Source organism: Asticcacaulis benevestitus DSM 16100 = ATCC BAA-896, assembly GCF_000376105.1.
GTDB lineage: Bacteria > Pseudomonadota > Alphaproteobacteria > Caulobacterales > Caulobacteraceae > Asticcacaulis > Asticcacaulis benevestitus.
In genome coordinates this window covers 1-19,407 of sequence record NZ_AQWM01000030.1, presented here as the reverse complement: position 1 = coordinate 19,407, position 19,407 = coordinate 1, and the positions used below count along the sequence as shown (strand labels likewise).

Genomic DNA, 19,407 nt, shown 5'->3' with positions numbered 1-19,407 from the left:
CGTAAACGTGCTTCGACCTTATTCTCGATCCGTCGGTCAATTAGTCACAACTCGAATCATGCCTTTTTCCTATCGAAAAAGGCACTCAACCTATTAAGACTAACCACTTGAAATATATTACTGTTTTTTTCGTATACATACACCCCCTGCAAACTTTGAAATTGTCTGATCGTGAATTGATATTTATCAAGTGTTAGCGTAGGCAGTCGGTAGCCAATCGCAACTTACGGTTTGGTTCGACTCGGTGTAAATAACATCGGTATGCAAATCTGTTGCGCGAACACGCGAACGGACACATCGGGGAAAAATATAATGAAAGAAAGCGATCTGGCGCGTATTCGTGAGCTCGGCCTGTTTAGCGGCATGGATGCCAATCGCTTTTCCGACCTGACGTCGGGCGCTTTTATGCAAAAATTTCCCGCCAACACAACCTTGCTCTATGAAGGCGATACGGTTGATTTCCTTTATATTCTTCTGGAAGGCGCCGTAGAGATTCAAGGCGCCTGGCACGACAAGGAAACGACCCTGGCTGTTGTGCGTCCGCTTTCGGTGTTCATCCTGTCATCTGTTGTTCTTGACGCGCCAGCTTTGATGTCGGCGCGCACGATCGACCGGTCGGAAATTCTGATGCTGTCGGCTGAAGGGTTCCGCAGGGCGATGCGCGACGACAGCCGTCTTGCGCTCAGTATCGCCGAAGAAATGGCCGGCTGGAACCGCGCCTTGGTACGTCAGCTCAAGAACATGAAGCTGCGCAGCGCTGCCGAACGGCTGGCCAATTATCTGCTGACACTTCAGGTGCAGCAAGGCGGCGGCACGACTCTTCATTTGCCGCATGAAAAACGTATCTTAGCCTCTTTGTTGGGTATGACGCCCGAAAATCTGTCGAGGTCCTTCGCCGGTCTGGCGGATTATGGTGTGGAGATACACGGCAACGAGATCAGACTGACCATGATGACCGCGTTGAAACGCATGGCCAAACCCTCGCCTCTCATCGACAATCACATGCCGCCGCTCGATCATTTGAGTGGCAAGGCGGAACGCGAACTGTGGCCGCCCAATTCCCGCGCGGGTAAAATCATTCACGACTAGGCGAGTAAGGCGGCAGAGTATCTGCCGCCTTCGTGTCCCAACTCAAATACGCGCAGTTGGGTCGCACCGGGCCTCGACAGGGATGAGGGATGTCGTGGACCCGAACCCGGAACAGTCTTTACACTACGTCATTCCCGGCAAGGCGCATTGATACATGCTATCGGCTCGCCTGATGTTTGCACGCTGAACAAACCACACTTGCCGATCCCTGACCTGATAAAAGTCAATCACTCACCCCACAGGTTTGAAGATTGTGCTTGATGTCAACCAAGGCGCAAGTCACACGCTGCGCGTACTGTTATCTGCCTAAGGGAGACTCTTTATGCCGCCTGAGACCATCATCATTCGCCACACCATCGCAGCTTCAGGTGCGACGTGCCATGAGGTGATGTCTTTGTGACCGAGACTTCCCGCACGCTGAACCTGGCGATCCTGTGTATTTCCGACGGCGGCGATCTTGATATCGAACGGCGCGCGGAACGTTTGACCGATCGGGTCGTAAAACAGGGGCATCGGGTTCTCGCCCAAAAGACCCTAAGTGACGATCGGGCGGCCCTGATTGCGCAGATTCGAAACTGGATAGACGACACGCGAATGGATGTCATTTTGGTGATTGACCCATCCATTTTTACCGATGGTGAGACGTCGTCGACGATTCCATTCTCCGATGATCCGGACAGCGGACTTACCTATAGCCTCATTCTGACGGACGATTCCGCTGGTTTCATCGGGGCCATTCATGTCAAAGCCATGCGCGCTTTGCCGGCCTTGATGTAATCCATTTGCTCTGACCAGCCAGGAGGTTCCCTCTCGGGGAGCCAGCTTGGCCCTGTTGCAAACTTTTGGTTCGTCCCCAAATCCATCGGCTTGACAATTAAGGTTGAGTTGAATGAACGATTTCAAGGGACGTCACCACAGAGGCGAGATCATTCTGTGGGCGGTACGCTGGTATTGCAAATATGGCATCAGCTATCGTGATCTTGAAACCATGCTGGCCGAGCGCGGTGAGAGCCGGCCCCAGGACTTTGGACAGGCTGATAAGTGGATGACTGCTTCATTTTGGTCCTGTAATATGGGGCGCAGGCGCAACGTCGTGTCGCGCGATGTCCTCGGTATCGTTGTCGACCGGCCACGAGGCCGTTACGGTCGGCATGTACCTTATCGTGCAAAGGCATCCGAGTAGATGGCCTCGATACGGGCGATTTCCTCGTCGGTCAGTGCTTTGAACTCATTCTCTCGCCGTCGCTTTGCGAGGTGGCCTTCATTTTGTGCTAGAAATTTTTCCAGCAGTTCGACCTGGGCCATCGGCATATCAACAATGTCCTGCAACACCGTGTTGAACCGGTCAAAGGCCTGCAAGAACCAGACTTCTTCCGGCAAATCCTCTTCCACGGTCTTCAAGACGCAACCGTAGACAAACGCCGTATGCGCGGTAGCATCGAAGAAACGATAATAATCCACTGTATCGTTCAAGACCTCCACATTGCCACTATCGGTTTTCCGCCACTCGATAAATGGCAATAAGGGCGCCGAATAGGATTCCAAAACGCGGCGATAGTCATCGAGATTTCGGAGAATGGCGGCACTCACAGGAAAGACCAAGCCGGGGGGGCTATAGTTGGCCTGAGCCAGGGCGTGGTGGATTAGCCATCGGTGCAGTCGTCCATTACCGTCGACATAGGGGTGGATATACACAAAGCCGAAGGCAAGTGATGCTGCGGCGACGACAGGGTCCAACGCTCCAGCCAATGCGCGCGCGGAAAAGGCAACCACACCCTCCATAAGCGTTTCCAGATCTTCGGAGCTTGCGCTGACATGGTCTGGCACGGGCATATTGGTTTCGCGATCATGGGTGCCGACAAATCCGCCTTCATGCCGTAAACCAAGGCGGACGAAACGTGCGTCACCAATGACGATATGCTGCAGCCGATTGAATTCGCCTACCGACAGGGGGCGGCTACCGGCCTGGGCGATCGCTTGTCCCCAACGCGCAGCACGGGGGCCTGATGGCCGTTCGCCTTCAATGGCAAAGGATGACTTTGAATCGTTCAACAGAAGAAACGCGGCGGCACGGGCCATTATGTCAGGCCTGACCTTACCCATGGCCTGCGCGGCTCGGACCGGCAGGTCGAGGCTTGCATAATTTTGAAGGACAGATGACCTGCGAACAAGGGGGCAAAACCGCGGCGTGCCCGGCAGATTGTTGACGACCTTGTGGCGCGACGAGAGGTCACCTTTTGCCAAGGCGAATTGTTGTTCCGGGTCGAGTGCCGGGATAAAACGGACCTTTCCTGGATCTTCAATGTCCAGTGTCTGGCTGGTTAGCCATTCGTACAGGAACCATAGTCGGCGCGAAAAGCCACCCGTTGGTTTCGCCTTTATAATGCTTTCGAAGTCTGCGGCCGGAACGACTGCGAACAACTTGACCAAGACCTGAAGGTCGATCCCCTCGTAGCGAAAGGCGAAATTCAGTTGGGCGGCAAGATTTGGCTCCGGAGCATGGCGCGGCGTAACCAAATGCCAGTCCTCTGAAGACCGGGGATGGTGCCGTTCGGCTACTGCGGCCATGACGGGTGGGTTTGGGATTAAGAGCGCGTACCGTTCGATGATAGCTGCATACCCCACAGGTATGCCAGCTTCCGGCAAAGGTCGCCCGCGGAATTCCATCACCGGCTGTGAACACCACTCACCCATCTTTACCCTCGTGAATTCCTTTCACCGGATCTAGACTGCATTGCGCATTTCATTCACCCGCTGCGAGAAACTATCACCATAGATTAATTTTGTGAATAACGATCTCCAACTAAATAGCTTGCCGACAAGATTGGAAAAACGCCGGACTTATAGTGAATGCCCCCCGCATGGGCGCCAAATCATGACGTTCGACCGCGGGACCGAATTTATGGCCTGGCGAATGCTTTACAAGACGTCCGGCATGAAGAGCTACTTCTGTGATGTCAGCTCACCCTGGCAGAAAGGACCTGTCGAAAACAGCAATGGCCGTGTACGGCGCTACCTGCTACTCGAAGCAAATCTGGGCGAACTCTCAGGCGCTGACATCATGGCCGTAGAAAACGCGATGAATGCTACGCCACGTAAGTGCCTCGGCTTTCAAACACCCAAAGAGGCGTTCGAGAAGCACTTGAGACAACTTCAGTAAACTGGTAACATCAACCAAGTCTGGGAACGGATGATACCTCCGGACGGTGCTTCATGGCTTCTGGACACGGAGCGTGGGCTGATCCGCAAGGCCTTGCCGCCTTGCAGGATAGGACCAACTTCCATTGGGCGCGTGTAGCCCAGGCCGCAGCGGTCTCAACCATCCTCGGTATCTACGCTCTCAGCGGTGGCAACGCGTCTCGCGGCAGTGATCTGGTCCGAGTTCTCCGCTCTGGCGCGACTGACAGCCTTGCCCGCGTTGGTCAAGCTCTGGTCGAGCGACAACTGAGCGCGCAGCCGTCAATTCCCCTGCGCAATGGCCTCCCCATCCGGGTGGTCCTAGCCCGCGATCTCATTCTCGAACCCTATCGTGAATAAGCCATGGTAAAGTTGAAATTAGGACAACTGGTCGACGACAAGCCCGTTAAAACTTCCCGGCCCTTCACATCACCGAACCTCTGTTCTGTCACGCTTGGTGCCGAGCATCCAAAGACCCGTCAACAGTTTCACAAGACGACGCTCTGGTGCAGTATCCATTTGTCTGGTTAATCTGTCGTCATTGGTGAGTCGGGGGCGAAAAAGAAACATGTCATTCACGAAGGGCAACCGGAAAGATCGCGTCCGACTTGTCTTTGACGCCTATGGACCTGTGCAAATTCGACAACGAGCGACAGTTAGGCCAATCATCATCCAACGTACCGGTCCGGTCGTCATCGCGCCCTATCGGGTCGGGTGACGCCCATGGCTCCCAGAAAGACCGGCTTAGACGCCCTCTCCGACCGCCAAAAAGAAATCCTGATCCTGATTGCCCAGGGTTATCAGCAGAAAGAAATCGCGGGTCTGTTAGGGATCGAGCCGTCAACCATCCGCGGCCACACCGAAGAGGTGCGGCAGAAGTTGAATGTGTCGTCGACACGGGCAGCCGCGCGCCTGTACGCGACCTCTCTGGGGGCGGTTCCCCCCCGTCATTTTGACGGGGGGGAAGAAAGCCGGGTATCTCCCCCTCCCTCTGCGACCGCAGTGTCAGGGCATGAGCATAACGTCCCACATCACGAACGAACCCACCCTGACCATCCTCAAGAGCGATCTGGAGGACGCCATCCGGACCTTAACACCGCCGGGGAAACGTCAGAACGTCTCAGCGACCCTGGACACCATCTTTCAGGTCAAGGAGACACAAGGGGAGGCCGCCGCCATAACCTTGCTGATGTTCGCGATGATCGAGTTCGCCGCTACCTAGCCTTCACCGGCTGGCTACGGTCGTTAAACCTCATACAATGGGCTGGACTCACCCTCCTCACCACCCTGGCCGTCATCCTGCTAACCGGGAGCGCTGTCATCGTGCTGTTGGGAATATTCCAGGCCATAACACAAATCAGTGGCCAGACGGGATGACAGAGGTCACCGGTCGGTCTCAGCGGCCGGAAAGTCGGCCATAGAGAAGGAGAAACCTTTTGAAACGTTCCGAAGTTGTCCTCGCCGGCGCCGAGAAAATGCGCGATACAGAAGTCGCCATCGATCTGGCGCTTTGCGAAGCCGGAGAACTGCTCTCCACCCTCACACGTTTGCGGGTCACGAGTGGCATGTCAGGCGTATGGGGCAGAAACGAACTCGCCTTGCTTGGCCAAGGCATCAGCGGGATGATTGCCGCCCGCGAAAACATCATCGACTTCCATCACGGCCTGAAAAATATTCAGGACCAGTGGGCGCCTAATGTCACCCTGACCGGCAACGACCTCGACAAACCGGCGCCGAAGCGCCCGGGCGCCAGCGTGACGCAGACACCCCAAATGACGGCGTAATGTTACACACGCTCTGGGTTGGATTTGGATATGTGCTGGTGGTCACCTTCGGTGGCCTGGCACTATGGCGAGGCGGCTGGGCTGAAAGGTCCGCCGCTACGCTCGTCTTGGGCGCCTGGTTCCTGACGCCACACCTACAGCGTGGCTTTGGCCCCGGTCTTTATCTGACTTCGCTCGATTGTGCCGTAACGCTCAGCCTGTTTGTCATTTCCTATTACTCACGGCGCATCTGGACCCTATTGATCACGTCTTGTCACTTGGGGGGCACGTTGACGCATCTGGCGGCTATCATGGCCCTTCAATCGCAATCCTACGCCTACATCACGACGCTTGGCCTTCTCGGCGGCATCGGCGTTGCCCTGTCTCTGGGCGTCGGCGTTCTGGAGAATGAATTCATCCGTCGACATCTGCCGCCAAAAGCGTCCTCCGAGTGAGTCTCGGACACGCGCATGACGTTTCTCTTTTTAGACGTAAAACTCTGGTTGCATCTGGCGTACTGTCCGCCTAACATTTTCCTTCTGATTCAAGGAGAACGAGTTGATGAGCAGCAATGGTCTTCCGCACGGGGTGGATGTACACGTGGGTATGCGTATACGGCAAAAACGCAAGGACCTTGGCCTGAGCCAGAGCGCTCTGGCGACCGCGCTCGATCTCACCTTCCAGCAGGTCCAAAAATACGAACGCGGCACCAACCGGGTCAGCGCTTCAAAGCTCCATGAAATTGCTCTGACGTTCAACACGCCTATCGGCTACTTTTTTGCCGGGTATGGCGACGAGGTATCCGCCGGTCCATTCATTGAATCAGCGTCCGAGCGCACAGTCAACGGGTTCCTGACCACACGCGAAGGGCTTGAACTGGCAGAATGGTTTCCAAAGGTGAAGAACCCCAAACTCCGCCGCCGCGTAGTCGAACTCGCCAAGACGCTTGCCGATGAGCCGGACGAGGCAATTTGAGCGCCGGGCAGATCGCGCTCCGGCGAGCAGAGTTAAAGAAAGGGTCATGCGGCCCCTACAAATGGCCAGTGGTGACGTTTGTCACAACGCCTCGTTGCGGGAAAAGCACTACCACCTAAAATAAAAGAGGCACGGCAAAAAACAAGTTTGACGAGATCGACCATTGCGTGTGTCCAATGGGCGGAACTCCATTTCCTGTAGCAAATTTTCTGCCCCATTCATCACCACCATTGTGCTGATCAATTCCTATTGCGTTCCTAGTGCATTCGATTCAATAGCGAAACCGGCAATGACGTCGCCCTATACCTACCCGCAGTACCCAGCGAAAATAGTACACCAGATGCTCTTCGACTGAACGACTTGATAGTTTCGCTGGAGTTCATTTCAGCGGCCGGCCAGCGCCCTAGGACTAAACCGCTAGCGCGGTAGTTTTGCACGTCAATAGTAGAGAACAGTAGCGCGATGGGCATGTCCTGTCTTGAGATAGAGGAGCCGCCTCCGCCAAATCATGCGCGACATCTTCCCCCACACGTTCCGGCACCTGGTATAGTCCGCGACCGAGCTTTACCAGTTCGCCTGCGTCCGTCATGCGCTTAAGATAGGAGAGTGGGATTCCCGCAGCCGCGAAATCGCGCGCACGCGCCATCCCGATGGTATTCGCCAACGCGAGGGCTTCGACCCTATGATTTCTATGACGCTCGCTCATGATTGATATTAAATGTCGGCAATTATTTAAATTTGTCTACATAACGCCTCACCCACTTTTTTATTACCCAAGCCTGTTCAATAGAACCGCCACGCTTGTCGACCAGCGACACATGACGACTCGTCCGGCGACACGCCGGCGCCCCTGACAACAGGTTCAGGCAGACCACGGATGGGATGGGCTGTATTTGATCGCGGTCAAATTGAGGGGGCCGATGCGTTCTTGAACCGGGGCAAACTCAATGCCACGCGCCCACGCGCCCCCATCTGGGCGAACAGATTTTTACCTGCAATATACTGTTTTTATAAATTTTATTCCGGGGTGCGGATCACAGATTTTAGAAAGCGCCGCTACCGCCATGCGGCGATCTGTCCCACCCGGCGGCCATTGGCGGCCAGGGCCTTGCTTCTGGGCACCTCTGCCGTCGGTTTGCCGAACAGATAGCCTTGGCCGAAGGTCAGACCAAGATCGAGCGCCAGGCTTTTTATCTCCGGCGTTTCAATCTGTTCCCCGATGATCTGGCATCCCAGTTCGGCGCACAGAACGGACAAGGAGCGCAAAAGTGCCCTTTCCCGCCTGTCTGTGGCCGCGCGCTGCAAGAAGGGCCCGTCAATCTTCACGTAGTCGACATCGAGGCGGCGCAGATAGTTGTAGGCGGCGGCGCCTGCACCAAAATCGTCGAGACAGACCTTGAAACCGCGACGCCTCAGACCGCTCAGGAATTGCGCCGCAAGGTCCATATTTTCGATCTGGTGGGTTTCGGTGACTTCAAAAATAAGGCGCTCGGCCAATACCGCCTGCGCATGAAGGCGTTCATTGAGCTCAGCGCAAAACTCAGGATATTGTATCGAAAAGCCGGAGATATTGACGGCGAGACTCAAATGGGGCTGATCCGCCAGCAAGGCGATGGCCTTTCTACAGACAGCCATGTCGAGATCGGCGATCAGGCCGACGTTTTCGGCGAACCGGATCGTCTCAAGCGGGCTACCAGGCTTACCAAAACGCACCAGCGCCTCATGATGCGCGATCTGACCTGATTTTAGCTCTATCACGGGCTGAAAGTGCAAATCGAAGCGGTCATGATCGATGATGTCGCGCAGGTTGGCCAACTGGCCGATCACCTCGCGTTCAGCCGCCTCGAAGGCGGATTTGAGAGAGTGCGGGGCGACAAAGTCGGTCTTCGACAAATTATCGAAGATATAGGACAGCGCTCGTGCAATCTCCTTCTCCTGTAGGCCATCGCGGGCCAGGCTGACAGACGTCACCTGTGGGCGCGCGGCATGGGCGCTGAGACCGGCCGTCATCATGGCCTCTGCCAGGGATTCGGCAAGCCGAACGCCCTCCGCAACGGACATGTCGGCTTGAGCTGAACCATAGGCAAGGCCGATCAAACCGAAATTCTCTTCCCCTAGCCTCGCCGCGCTTGTGTCCGTAGCGCTGGCGTTCAGGATGGCGCCTATTTCAGCCATGAGCTCGTTGGCGCGCGATTCCCCCAGGCTTTTAAGCTTTTTGTTCAGACCGCCAATCTTGACGAGACGCATCTCTTGCAGCATGGCGGCGCCCGAGCCGGGATCGTTTGGGGAAATGCCCTTTTGCGCCATGTGCTGAAATTCGCTCATGGCGATCAGGCCGGTCACGTCATCGCGTTTGGGCAGTTTGGCCGCCATGCCCGGGCTCAGGACGGATAGGGCCAGGTACGTATTGGCGTGTCCTGGGAGGGTGCAAAGTCCAAGAGTTGCGGCAATCGCATCACCTTGTGGGCAGACGACGTGCATAACGGCCGGTTCGATGCGCCCCTTTTCCAGGGCCTTGGCGCGCAAGCGCCTGATCAGGGCGCCCTCGGATTCAACGAACAGGCTTTCGATCGGGCGATCCACGAGGGCCTCTTCACGCGTTCCGATCAGCGCTTTGACCGCGCCCGTGATCGAAACGATGCCTCCGTCCTGTCCGACTTCAACCAGCAGATCCGCCGCGGCCAGGGCAAAAGCCATGTATTTGTCGCGTTGTATTTTGTGCTCTGATGCGACTGGCATTCTGCCCTGCCCCTTATTTATCCAGTAGGGGCCAGAGATGCGCGTCACCTCTTAAAGAGTTGATAATTCTATAGAAAAGTGGTGCTTGCTTTGATGAAAGTCATTTAGACGTTTGATGAATATCAACCTGAAACCCGCCATGACGACCGCATGACCAATCTTTTGATCACCTTATCGGTCAATTTTTCTCATTATGTGCTCGTAGATGCGAAAATATACCATTTGATCGAAGTGGGCGAAACCAGACTGCCTCTCACCATGGCTGTTAATAAAACCATCCGTTCTGACAAGCCGAATTTGACTAAAGGCGACCGGCGCGACCTCTGCCTGGCCGCGCAGTCGCGCATTCCGCTCCTCGCCAACGAATATGGTACATGTGAGTCAAATGGGGATGGCGCTTTCGACGCAGTGGAGACAGGCCTGTGGTGGGCGTTGCTCAAGCCGCACGACATTGGCCATTTCAACGGGTCCATCGCTGACAAGATTGAGACCGCCGCCGCTTTGACGCCCGGCGCATCACCTGACGGGTATTGGCCCCTCACCTGCCTCACGGCCTCGGGCAAATGGGTTCGAAACTATCTTCGGTCACAGGTCGCCTGGGGCGCCCAACACGCATGGCCTCGCCGCGTAACGGCCGAGTAAATCCCGAAGGCCTCCTCGAAACTAGCACCTGACCGCAGTGCATCTTAAGTTTGCCATAAGGGCACAGCCGTGGCGAAATTGATTCAAAATGGCAATCCGAGGCGTGATGGTGATGCATTTGCTGCCATAACTATGAACCGTCAGCCCTATGTTTTCCGGCAGCCGGTTTTTAGCAGCACGGTGGACCGGACTTTGCCAATCATAGCCCAACTCGTCGATCGCACCGCAATCTGCCAGCCCGATTCATTGCCCTTGATTGGACGTGGCTCAACCGCCGCAGGAGCCTCTTACAATCAATTCCGTCTGCAACCTTTCAGATGGAGAATTATGTCCGGAAATCTGACGCATGACCTTTGTCACGAGCAGATGACCAGCCTTGAGGACATCCTGGCGAATGGTTGTAAGTGCCGGGCTCGAGAAACTTGCGACATCTATGTCATCGTAACCGACGACGGACACGTCTTCGGGCACTTTCATCCCGTGCGTGGATAATGCGCGCATGGCGCCAATGGCCAGCATATCTGATGCTGACACGATGCCGTCAAATTTCACGCCGCGATCTATCAGATCATTCACGGCTTCAAATCCCGAATCATAGACGAGCTTTGAGTGCTGTATCAGAGACGTGTCGAGTTCAACGCCATGGTTTGACAGCGCAGCCTTGTAGCCTGCCAGGCGCTGTTCGATTTCAACTACATCGCAGGCGCCAAGAAAGGCGATGCGACGCCGCCCCAGCCGCAACAAGTGGTTCGTGGCCCTTTGTCCGCCAAAGACATTATCCGTGCCAACCGAGCAATAAGCCTGATCCTCAAGCTGCGCCCCCCAGACCGCGATGGCCCGCCCCTGCCGGCTAAATTTGTTCAATGCATCGTGATACTGACTCTGCCCCAAAAAAATGAAACCTCCACTCGGATGAGCCGCCATCAACTCAGCCAGGGACTCAGCGCTTCTGGGTACACGATGAGAGATCGAAAAATCGAAATGACGCTCGCGCATGGCGCTGCCAATGCCGCCGAGCAGGCGCAACTGGAAAGGTTCCGCCATCTGCGTGCTGATCGCCGGAACCGCCATAACCACTGTAATCTGGGCCTGATCAGCACCCTGGCGCCGTTTGATGTCGTAATTACTTTCCTTTGCCAGCTTCAGAACGAGTTCACGCGTCTCCTCGCTAATCGCCGGATGGCGGGCCAATGCTCGGGATACGGTGGATACGGATACGCCAGCCTGAAGAGCTATCTGCTGTAGTGTCACGGGACGCGTGGCTTCTTTTTGCATACATTTATGTACCTTACGCGGGCATTATCCGCAAATTACATTCAATTTATGCAAATTTTGCACCAAGATCAAGCCCTTCAGGATCCAGGCCCGAGAGAGGTTGGAAAGGGAAAGGTGCATGCAAATCATTAATTAATAATAGTTTTAGAAAAATATTTAGATGCCTCTAGCCGTTAGCTCTGATGAAATTCCAAGCGATTGAATGTCTCAAAATTGCCACATGGCGCAAATTTGCAGTGTAATACACGCAAAGCGGCATTGCCTTCGTCATTAATAGTGATACTTTGCGGCACCCTGCGACGCCTCGAACATAAAAGATCCCGACAGGGGAACCTGTTGGGACCGACCGAGTCGGAGCGGCCTGACAGAGCCAATAAAGTCGCAGCACGTCGAGCCATTTTGAGTGCGCGACGTTCAAAAAATGACATACCCGGAGGAAGTGGAACCAGATGAAACAAACAAGCAAAAAAACGACATCCAGCATGGCCAGACTAGGCAGTTCATTGGCAGTGCTTGCCATTGCGGCTGCACTAAGCGCGCCAACAATGGGTTGGGCGCAAACGGCTGGGTCCACCTTACGCGGCACGGCGCCTGCGGGCGTGACCGTCGTGGCCACTGACGTGAATTCCGGCGCGATGCGCCAGGCCAAGGCCAGCGCCGATGGCACCTATGTCATTGCTGGCCTCCCCTCGGGCAGCTACCATGTAACGGCGGGTGACGCTGAATCGGCTGACATCGCGGTCGCGGTGGCCTCGGTAGCCGTTTATGACTTCGGGAATGGTAAAGCGGGCGAGACCGGCACGACAACGGTCACAATCACTGGCCGCCGTCCTAGCGTTGAAATGCATTCGTCGCAGGTCAACCAACTCGTCAGCCTGCACGATATCCAGGCCTTGCCGCAGACCACGCGCAACTTCATGGAATTCGCCGACACGGTTCCGGGCGTGCAATTTTCCGTAAACGACCACAATACCTCGCTGCGCGGCGGCGCCCAGTTGAGCTCCGCGGTCAACGTCTATATCGATGGTGTCTCCCAGAAGGACTTCGTCCAGGGCGGTTCCGGCTTTGCCGGCAGCGCCGGTGTCAGCGGCGCGGGCGATCCGGGCAATCCGTTCCCGCAGCTCGCCATTGGTGAATACAAGGTCGTCACTTCCAACTACGGCGCCGAATATGGCGATGCCGCCAGCGCCATCATCATTGCCCAGACCAAGTCGGGCGGCAACAAGTTCCACGGCGAGATTTTCGGCACCTACACCAATGAGAATTTACGCACCAAGACGCCCACTGAAAAGGCATCGGACAGCAAAAAGGGACGCGCACCGAGCCAGGAGTACGGCTTGGCCTTCAGCGGCCCCATTATCAAGGACCGCATGCACTTCTTTGTCACCTGGGAACACAAGGATCTGTCGAACCAGGGAGACGTATATCCTGGCGCCGGTATTTCATTGTCGGCGGCTCAGGCCTTGCTGCCCGCCAATGTATCCAGCCAATACGGCCCTGTGACCAATCCCTTCACCGAAGATCTCTATTTCGGCAAACTCGACTTTGAACCCACGCCGAATGATCGGATTGAAGCCAGCTTCAACTATCGTCTGGAAGATATGTATACCGGTGGCAGCGGTCAAAACGCGAAATCGACCCAGGCGCCCTATACTAATGATGTCAAGCGTTCGGATATCCGTTGGCAGCACAACACCGATCTATGGGTCAACGAACTGCGCCTGTCCTATCAGGACACCAATGCCTCTACCTCGACGACAACCGGGTCACCTCAGTTCGCTTACACCTACTATCCTAACCCATCGAACTTGAGCAATCCCGCCGCTGGCGCCGTTGGGCTGATCAATGTCGGCGGTCCGGGGTCAGGGGTCGGCAAGGTGAGCTCTCAGAAGGGCTTTACCATTGCCGACAATCTTACCTTCGCCAACTTCCAAGCCTACGGCAATCATACGATCAAGATGGGGCTCAGCTACGGCACCATCGATCTGTTCACGCAGGATGGTAGCTCCGATAAGTCCAATGCGACCTATTACTATGGCGTAACGGCGGGTGGCGTGGCCGCAACGCCCTATCTGGTTCAGTATCCGAACATTGTGCCCGGCTATACCGATACCAGCGTCAGCACGACCGACAAGCAATTCAGCGCCTATATTCAGGACGACTGGCAGGTCAATGATCGCCTGGAACTCAATATCGGCCTGCGCTGGGATCACGAAGAAGTGCCGGCCTACCTGGACTATGTCACGCCGTCGGATGTTGTCGCCGGTATCAACAGCCTCTTCCCAGGCAGTACCCTGACCTACAAGCAAGTCCTGGCGCTGCAGATTTCAGACAAAGCCGGATCTCCTGGGATCAATCTGGACAACTATATCAGCACGGGCTCCAACCGGAAGGCGCCTAATAATTTTTCGCCACGTCTGGGCTTCTCCTACGATCTGACCGGTGATGGCCGCCGCATCCTCTTCGGCGGGTATGCTCGCTCCTATAACCGCAACGTGTTCAGCACCATGGCCCTGGAAACCACCAAGGTGGCTCTGAACAACAACCCGCAGATATATTTCCCCTCTGCGATCAATCAGGATGCCTTTGGTCCCTGCTTCACGGCGGCCGATGTCAATCCCGCTAATCACTGCTACGCCTGGGATCCGGCCTATCTGACGCCGGAAGGGCTGGGAACCCTGCAGACAGATGCCTCTTCACATGAAGTGGATTTGCTGAACAACAATATCAAGACGCCGTATTCGGATCAGTTCAGCCTGGGGATTCGCAACACGCTGGGCGAATGGAATACGCAAGCCACCCTGTCCTATATCAAGAGCTACGATACGATTATAGGTCGCCTGGGCAACCGCTATTCGGATGGTTCCTACTTCCAGAATGGCAGCCAATGGGGCGCCCAGGGCGTGCCGGGTGTTGGCGGACTTATTCTGTGGGATAACGGCGGCGAGGATAAGAACCTGCAACTTGGTCTGGCGGCGCAGAAGCCCTATACCAAGGAATCGGGTTGGAGCATGACCGTCTCCTATACCTATTCGGATGCGAAGCAGAACAATGTCGCCGGTATCAACCCCTACCAGGTGGGCAGCAACCAGTATCTGTTCGACTATCCGAATGTCAGCGATTTCCCGCTGCTTGATTCCACGGCGGTGTCAAAACATCGCCTGGTTATGACCTATACGCGCGATCTGCCTTGGGATATGTCGATGGCAGCCAAGCTGTCACTGTCCACCCCGACATCGGCCATGCAGATCTATGGCTGTCAGACATCAGGCGTTTCCGTCTGTAACAGCTATGGCGGCGGCGTCCAGACCATCGTGAGCGAACGGCCTAAGGATACCTTGGGTTACAAGGACATTGACCTGCAAATCTCGAAGAACTTCAAGCTGCCCAGCGGCGTTGATGGCTATGTACGGGTCGACGTCCTGAACGTCTTCAACTGGGTCAACTACGATCCGAACTTGGTCTCCTTCCCGAAGTTTGGCGCTGCGCCTATTTACGCCAAGGACGGCCCGATCACAGGGTCGCCCTTCACGGTCAAGCTCTCGACCGGCGCGAAGTTCTAGGACGGCAGCTGGTTTCGGCATATGCCTTTGTGCAGATGCCGGAACCAGCACCCTGGCTTTTAGCGGATAAAGCGCCCCTCTTTGACGGCGGCCAAGCGCGGTAATTTTGCGTTGTGCGCCCTAAAAGGCGAGCGCGTCCGCCCTTTTGTACGCTCTGTGCTGGTGAGACGCATAATCTCGAACTATCATCCGCCGTATGGCGCTTTCAGTTCGGCCTAAGCGCTGACCATTTTGTTTCTCGCTGCCTTCGCTGGATGTCCAATGCCTCTGCCTCAGCCCAAGCGTCCCATAAAAACGATCGCGGTTATCGGCGGCGGCACCGCAGGATGGATGAGCGCTGCGGCCATCTCTAAGTCATTTGGCAGGAATATCCAGGTCCAGCTCGTCGAATCCGACGAAATCGGTCTGATTGGCGTGGGCGAAGCCACCGTCCCGCACATTTCAGCCTTCAACCGACTGCTGAACATTGATGAAGCCGAGTTCGTCCGCGAGACTCAAGGGACCTTCAAGCTCGGCATCCAGTTCAAGGACTGGGGGAAAATTGGCGATTCCTATATCCACGGTTTCGGCACGATTGGCCGCGACCTGGGCTTAATGCCTTTCCATCAATATTGGCTGAAGGCACGTGCCGCCGGCAAGGCCAAGGACATCGGGCTGTATTCCCTCAATACGGTCGCCGCGCCGCTGGGCAAGTTCATGGCGCCGCCGCGCGATGCCCCAGCCCATTCGCCCTTGGCCGAGATCGCCTATGCCTATCATTTCGACGCAACCCTCTACGCGCGCTTTTTACGCAAACAGGCGGAAGCCCAGGGTGTAACGCGTACGGAAGGCAAGGTCGTAGCCGTCACACAAAATAGCGAGAGCGGCTTTGTTGAGAGCGTAACTCTGGAGAGCGGCGCGGCGATTGCGGCCGACCTGTTTATCGATTGCACCGGTTTCCGGGCCCTGCTGATCGAAGACACGCTGCAGGCAGGCTTCGAGGACTGGACACATTGGCTGCCCTGTGACCGTGCCCTGGCCGTGCCGTGCGAAAAGGTCGAGGCGCCCACGCCCTACACACGCTCCACCGCGCGCAAGGCGGGGTGGCAATGGCGCATTCCGTTGCAGCATCGTACCGGCAACGGTCATGTCTACAGCAGCCAGTTCATGAGCGATTCCGAAGCCGCCGATGTGCTGCTTCAGTCGCTGGATGGTCGGCCGCTGGCCGATCCGAAAGCCATACGCTTTACAACCGGCAAGCGGCGAAAACTGTGGGATAAGAATGTTGTCGCGGTTGGGCTGGCCGGGGGCTTTATCGAGCCTTTGGAATCGACCGCCATTTTCCTCATTCAATCCGGCATATCGCGGCTTATGAGCCTCTTTCCCCACGCGGATTTCGAACCGGTGCTGCAGGAGACCTACAATGCGCAAATGCAGTTTGAGTACGAGCGGATCAGAGATTTTATAATCCTGCACTATCACGCCACGGAGCGGAGCGATTCCGAATTCTGGAATTACGTACGGACCATGCCCGTTCCCTCCTCCTTGAAGGCATACATGGATCTGTTTACCGCCGATGGTCAGTTCTTCCGGGAAGGTACGGAATTATTTGGTTTAACCAGCTGGGTTCAGGTGATGTTGGGTCAGGGGCTCAGTCCGCGCAGCTATCACCCCGCGGTTGACTGGGTCAAGGACGACGACATGCTGTCCCTCATTGACCACGTGGAAAAGGTGGTGGCGTCAAATGTGGCGCTGATGCCCAGGCACGAAGATTTCATCGCGCGCCACTGCGCGGCCCGCTCTGTTTAGAGCGTCGGCAAAACAACCCATGCGCGCACCAGCCCATCTGGAAAGCAAGACCATTCTTACAGACGTCACCTTTTCGAAGAAGCGTTTCACATGACCCTTTGCCCTCCCCTTTCCCGACGCGCCTTGCTCCTTGGCGGCGCGACACTTGGCGCCTGCCTGACCGTGGGGATGCCGTCTACCCCGCTGGCGCGGCCACGTCAGCATGCACAGGCTCACGCAACTGATCTTGAGTTTGATCCGGTGCTGACCGATCTGCACCGGCGCACCTTCCACTGGTTCTGGGATACGGCCAACCCTGCCAACGGTATGGTGCCTGACGCCACGCCGGGCCCCGCCCTCGCCTCGATCGCGGCAATCGGCTTCGCCCTGACTGCCTACTGCATCGGCGTCAAAAGCGGCTATGTCACGCGTCAGGCCGCGGCGGCGCGCACGCTCACAACTCTGCGCACCTTGTGGGATCTGCCGCAGGGCCCCGAAGCCACCGGCGTCTGCGGCCACAAGGGATTTTTCTATCACTTCCTGCATATGGACAGCGGCCTGCGCTACGACCGCTGTGAGCTGTCTACCGTTGACAGCGCCATGCTGTTGCTCGGCGCGCTGACATCAGCGGCCTTCTTCGATGGTCCCGCCGCGGATGAGACCGAAATCCGCAAGCTGGGTCTCGCCCTCTACGAACGTGTCGACTGGCGCTTCGTGGCGCATGACAATGGCTTGATCAGCATGGGCTGGCATCCTGAGCCCAATCTGCCGGATCATGATGCGCGTGGCCTGATAGAGCGGGACTGGAGCCGCTATAATGAAGGCATGATGGTCACCCTGCTGGCGTTGGGGTCACGCACGCATCCGGCGGGCGACTGGAACGCCTGGATGAAGACGATCGGCGGCACATGGGGCCCGAATTTCGGCGAGCCGCATCTTGGCTTCTCGCCGATGTTCGGACACCAGTACTCTCATGTCTGGTTCGATTTCCGTGGCATCGCCGACACCTTCATGCGCGGTAAGGGCATTGATTATTTCATCAATTCACGCCGGGCCACCTATGCCCAGCGCAATTACGCCATCCAAAATCCGGGCGCCTTCAAGGACTATGGCGCCGATGTCTGGGGGCTGACGGCGTGTCGCGGTCCCGCCGATGTCGAACTAACGATTGGCAATCGCCAGGTCCAGTTCCATGAATACGGCGCGCGCGGCCCCCAAACCGGCGATAACGAGTCATTTGACGACGGCACAATTGCCCCGACAGCCGCCATTGGCTCGGTCGTCTTCGCACCAGAAATCTGCATCCCGCTGATCCAGAGCCTGCGCAAAAAATACGGCTCTGATCTTTATGGTAAATACGGTTTTGCCGACGCCTTCAACCCGACTTTTCCGGCGAGCGTTGAAACGCCCACCGGCCGGCATACGCGACGTGCCGGATGGGTGGCAAAGGACTATCTGGGCATCGACCAGGGACCCATCCTGTGCATGCTGGAGAACCACCGCTCCGGCTTTGTGTGGGATATATTCAATCGAAGTTCGGTCACCGGCGAAATTGCCAAACGCGCCTTTAGAGGTGCAGGCTTCGAAGCCGTGGCCCCCAACGGCCAGTGGCTAAGCGCATGATGACGAACAGGCGCGCTTCGGATTCAAAAAAGGAGGCTGCTTGCGGGCAGTGTAAAGGGATGAGATTTTATCTTCTGGCCTTGGCTGCTCTCGCGCTCACAGGCTGCGCCACCACGTCAGGCGATATGCTGAAGAGTGGAGCTACGCCCCAAGTGGTCAGGCTGCGCGACGGTTCCACCGTGCAATACATGGAATATATCCCGGCCAGCTATCACGGCGGCAAGGCGCCCGTGATTATCTTCCTGCATGGCTCCGGCGAAGCGGGCAGCGATGTCACGCGCGTCATGGGACCGGGGCCATGGGCTTATGCAAAGGCGCATCCGGACTTTCCGTTCATCATCCTGGCACCACAGCAACCGCGTGACGAAGAATGGGAGCCGAAGCGCCTGAAAGAGTGGCTGGATATCGCCGAGGCGCGCATTCCGGCGGATAAACACCGCATCTACCTGACCGGCCTGTCGCTCGGCGGCGGTGGCGCGTGGGCCTGGGGCATTCACCAGCCGAGGCGCTTCGCCGCCATCGCGCCGGTCTCTGGCTATTCCAACGCGAAAACGCCCTGCGCCCTCAAGAACAATCACATCTGGGCCTTCCACGGCGAAACGGACGATGTGGTGCCGATCACCGATGAGCGACCGCTCGTCGATGCCGCCAAGGTCTGCGGCGCCGATATCACCTACACCGTCTATCCCGATGGCAACCACAATGCCTGGGATGCCACCTATGCGAATCCGGCGCTTTACGCCTGGTTCCTCGACCATAAGAATTAAACAGGAGTTACGCCCATGACCGCTTTT

General features: G+C 56.5%; 17 protein-coding genes and 2 pseudogenes. 15 read left to right on the top strand and 4 right to left on the bottom strand.

Translation table 11 applies throughout. The features are described from left to right. Positions 1 to 312: 312 nt before the first annotated feature. The 3 genes and pseudogenes from B060_RS0118885 to B060_RS27370 form a co-directional block, all read left to right on the top strand. Positions 313 to 1,089: a cyclic nucleotide-binding domain-containing protein gene (locus B060_RS0118885; protein ID WP_018083370.1), complete on the top strand. Its 777-nt coding sequence runs from the start codon at positions 313 to 315 to the stop codon at positions 1,087 to 1,089. A 396-nt stretch (positions 1,090 to 1,485) separates the two neighbouring features. Beyond that, positions 1,486 to 1,866 (top strand): molybdopterin-binding domain-containing protein, encoded by a 381-nt coding sequence (locus B060_RS26280; protein WP_018083369.1) that lies wholly within the window; start codon positions 1,486 to 1,488, stop codon positions 1,864 to 1,866. A gap of 112 nt (positions 1,867 to 1,978) precedes the next feature. After that, positions 1,979 to 2,095: pseudogene (locus B060_RS27370) on the top strand (IS6 family transposase); the annotation flags it as partial. A 152-nt stretch (positions 2,096 to 2,247) separates the two neighbouring features. Here B060_RS27370 and B060_RS0118875 read toward each other — a convergent pair. Then, entirely contained in the window at positions 2,248 to 3,657 is a 1,410-nt protein-coding gene (locus tag B060_RS0118875; RefSeq protein ID WP_211210481.1) for a Fic family protein, read from the bottom strand. A gap of 217 nt (positions 3,658 to 3,874) precedes the next feature. Between B060_RS0118875 and B060_RS25225 the strand changes: the two genes are divergently transcribed. The 7 genes and pseudogenes from B060_RS25225 (at position 3,875) to B060_RS0118845 (ending at position 7,004) form a co-directional block, all read left to right on the top strand. Then, positions 3,875 to 4,249, top strand: a complete 375-nt coding sequence (locus B060_RS25225) for an IS30 family transposase (RefSeq protein ID WP_269078017.1) — start codon at positions 3,875 to 3,877, stop codon at positions 4,247 to 4,249. 53 nt (positions 4,250 to 4,302) lie between these two features. Beyond that, positions 4,303 to 4,626: a TrbI/VirB10 family protein gene (locus B060_RS0118865; RefSeq protein ID WP_018083366.1), complete on the top strand. Its 324-nt coding sequence runs from the start codon at positions 4,303 to 4,305 to the stop codon at positions 4,624 to 4,626. A gap of 363 nt (positions 4,627 to 4,989) precedes the next feature. Beyond that, a pseudogene (locus tag B060_RS28500) lies at positions 4,990 to 5,169 on the top strand (response regulator transcription factor); the annotation flags it as partial. A 109-nt stretch (positions 5,170 to 5,278) separates the two neighbouring features. Further along, positions 5,279 to 5,488 carry a hypothetical protein gene (locus B060_RS28100; RefSeq protein WP_018083365.1) on the top strand — a complete coding sequence of 70 codons (210 nt, stop codon included), beginning with the start codon at positions 5,279 to 5,281 and terminating at the stop codon, positions 5,486 to 5,488. A gap of 214 nt (positions 5,489 to 5,702) precedes the next feature. Further along, positions 5,703 to 6,050: a hypothetical protein gene (locus B060_RS0118855; RefSeq protein WP_018083364.1), complete on the top strand. Its 348-nt coding sequence runs from the start codon at positions 5,703 to 5,705 to the stop codon at positions 6,048 to 6,050. Continuing rightward, positions 6,050 to 6,484: a hypothetical protein gene (locus B060_RS0118850; protein ID WP_018083363.1), complete on the top strand. Its 435-nt coding sequence runs from the start codon at positions 6,050 to 6,052 to the stop codon at positions 6,482 to 6,484. Before B060_RS0118855 ends, B060_RS0118850 begins: the two co-directional genes overlap by 1 nt. A gap of 106 nt (positions 6,485 to 6,590) precedes the next feature. Further along, entirely contained in the window at positions 6,591 to 7,004 is a 414-nt protein-coding gene (locus B060_RS0118845) for a helix-turn-helix domain-containing protein (RefSeq protein WP_018083362.1), read from the top strand. 409 nt (positions 7,005 to 7,413) lie between these two features. Here the strand turns inward: B060_RS0118845 and B060_RS28495 are convergent, their stop codons facing one another. Both B060_RS28495 and B060_RS0118840 read right to left on the bottom strand, forming a co-directional pair. Then, positions 7,414 to 7,710 carry a type IV toxin-antitoxin system AbiEi family antitoxin domain-containing protein gene (locus tag B060_RS28495; protein ID WP_081606930.1) on the bottom strand — a complete coding sequence of 99 codons (297 nt, stop codon included), beginning with the start codon at positions 7,708 to 7,710 and terminating at the stop codon, positions 7,414 to 7,416. Between the two features lie 350 nt (positions 7,711 to 8,060). Then, positions 8,061 to 9,743 carry an EAL domain-containing protein gene (locus B060_RS0118840; RefSeq protein ID WP_031221041.1) on the bottom strand — a complete coding sequence of 561 codons (1,683 nt, stop codon included), beginning with the start codon at positions 9,741 to 9,743 and terminating at the stop codon, positions 8,061 to 8,063. Between the two features lie 150 nt (positions 9,744 to 9,893). Here B060_RS0118840 and B060_RS0118835 point away from each other — a divergent pair, with 150 nt between their 5' ends. Beyond that, the gene (locus tag B060_RS0118835; RefSeq protein ID WP_018083360.1) at positions 9,894 to 10,385 is read left to right on the top strand and encodes a hypothetical protein; all 492 of its coding nucleotides are present in this window, start codon (positions 9,894 to 9,896) and stop codon (positions 10,383 to 10,385) included. Positions 10,386 to 10,652: 267 nt separating this feature from the next. Here the strand turns inward: B060_RS0118835 and B060_RS0118830 are convergent, their stop codons facing one another. Beyond that, positions 10,653 to 11,660 (bottom strand): LacI family DNA-binding transcriptional regulator, encoded by a 1,008-nt coding sequence (locus tag B060_RS0118830; RefSeq protein WP_018083359.1) that lies wholly within the window; start codon positions 11,658 to 11,660, stop codon positions 10,653 to 10,655. A 545-nt stretch (positions 11,661 to 12,205) separates the two neighbouring features. Here B060_RS0118830 and B060_RS0118825 point away from each other — a divergent pair. From B060_RS0118825 to B060_RS0118810, 4 genes are all read left to right on the top strand, one after another. Then, complete coding sequence (locus B060_RS0118825) at positions 12,206 to 15,223, top strand: TonB-dependent receptor (RefSeq protein WP_018083358.1); 3,018 nt, start codon at positions 12,206 to 12,208, stop codon at positions 15,221 to 15,223. Between the two features lie 261 nt (positions 15,224 to 15,484). After that, positions 15,485 to 17,011 carry a tryptophan halogenase family protein gene (locus tag B060_RS0118820; protein WP_018083357.1) on the top strand — a complete coding sequence of 509 codons (1,527 nt, stop codon included), beginning with the start codon at positions 15,485 to 15,487 and terminating at the stop codon, positions 17,009 to 17,011. Positions 17,012 to 17,101: 90 nt separating this feature from the next. After that, positions 17,102 to 18,613, top strand: coding sequence for a glucoamylase family protein (locus B060_RS0118815; protein WP_018083356.1), 1,512 nt, complete (start codon positions 17,102 to 17,104; stop codon positions 18,611 to 18,613). A gap of 59 nt (positions 18,614 to 18,672) precedes the next feature. Further along, positions 18,673 to 19,380, top strand: a complete 708-nt coding sequence (locus B060_RS0118810; protein ID WP_018083355.1) for a carboxylesterase family protein — start codon at positions 18,673 to 18,675, stop codon at positions 19,378 to 19,380. Positions 19,381 to 19,407 lie beyond the last annotated feature (27 nt).

What these genes read in the sequence shown, in the direction of transcription:
- B060_RS0118885 (WP_018083370.1), top strand. Translation starts at nt 313, where the DNA reads ATGAAAGAAAGCGATCTGGCGCGTATTCGTGAGCTCGGCCTGTTTAGC.
- B060_RS0118875 (WP_211210481.1), bottom strand. Translation starts at nt 3,657, where the DNA reads ATGGCCGCAGTAGCCGAACGGCACCATCCCCGGTCTTCAGAGGACTGG.
- B060_RS0118865 (WP_018083366.1), top strand. Translation starts at nt 4,303, where the DNA reads ATGGCTTCTGGACACGGAGCGTGGGCTGATCCGCAAGGCCTTGCCGCC.
- B060_RS28100 (WP_018083365.1), top strand. Translation starts at nt 5,279, where the DNA reads ATGAGCATAACGTCCCACATCACGAACGAACCCACCCTGACCATCCTC.
- B060_RS0118850 (WP_018083363.1), top strand. Translation starts at nt 6,050, where the DNA reads ATGTTACACACGCTCTGGGTTGGATTTGGATATGTGCTGGTGGTCACC.
- B060_RS0118845 (WP_018083362.1), top strand. Translation starts at nt 6,591, where the DNA reads ATGAGCAGCAATGGTCTTCCGCACGGGGTGGATGTACACGTGGGTATG.
- B060_RS28495 (WP_081606930.1), bottom strand. Translation starts at nt 7,710, where the DNA reads ATGAGCGAGCGTCATAGAAATCATAGGGTCGAAGCCCTCGCGTTGGCG.
- B060_RS0118840 (WP_031221041.1), bottom strand. Translation starts at nt 9,743, where the DNA reads ATGCCAGTCGCATCAGAGCACAAAATACAACGCGACAAATACATGGCT.
- B060_RS0118835 (WP_018083360.1), top strand. Translation starts at nt 9,894, where the DNA reads ATGACCAATCTTTTGATCACCTTATCGGTCAATTTTTCTCATTATGTG.
- B060_RS0118830 (WP_018083359.1), bottom strand. Translation starts at nt 11,660, where the DNA reads ATGCAAAAAGAAGCCACGCGTCCCGTGACACTACAGCAGATAGCTCTT.
- B060_RS0118825 (WP_018083358.1), top strand. Translation starts at nt 12,206, where the DNA reads ATGGGTTGGGCGCAAACGGCTGGGTCCACCTTACGCGGCACGGCGCCT.
- B060_RS0118820 (WP_018083357.1), top strand. Translation starts at nt 15,485, where the DNA reads ATGCCTCTGCCTCAGCCCAAGCGTCCCATAAAAACGATCGCGGTTATC.
- B060_RS0118815 (WP_018083356.1), top strand. Translation starts at nt 17,102, where the DNA reads ATGACCCTTTGCCCTCCCCTTTCCCGACGCGCCTTGCTCCTTGGCGGC.
- B060_RS0118810 (WP_018083355.1), top strand. Translation starts at nt 18,673, where the DNA reads ATGAGATTTTATCTTCTGGCCTTGGCTGCTCTCGCGCTCACAGGCTGC.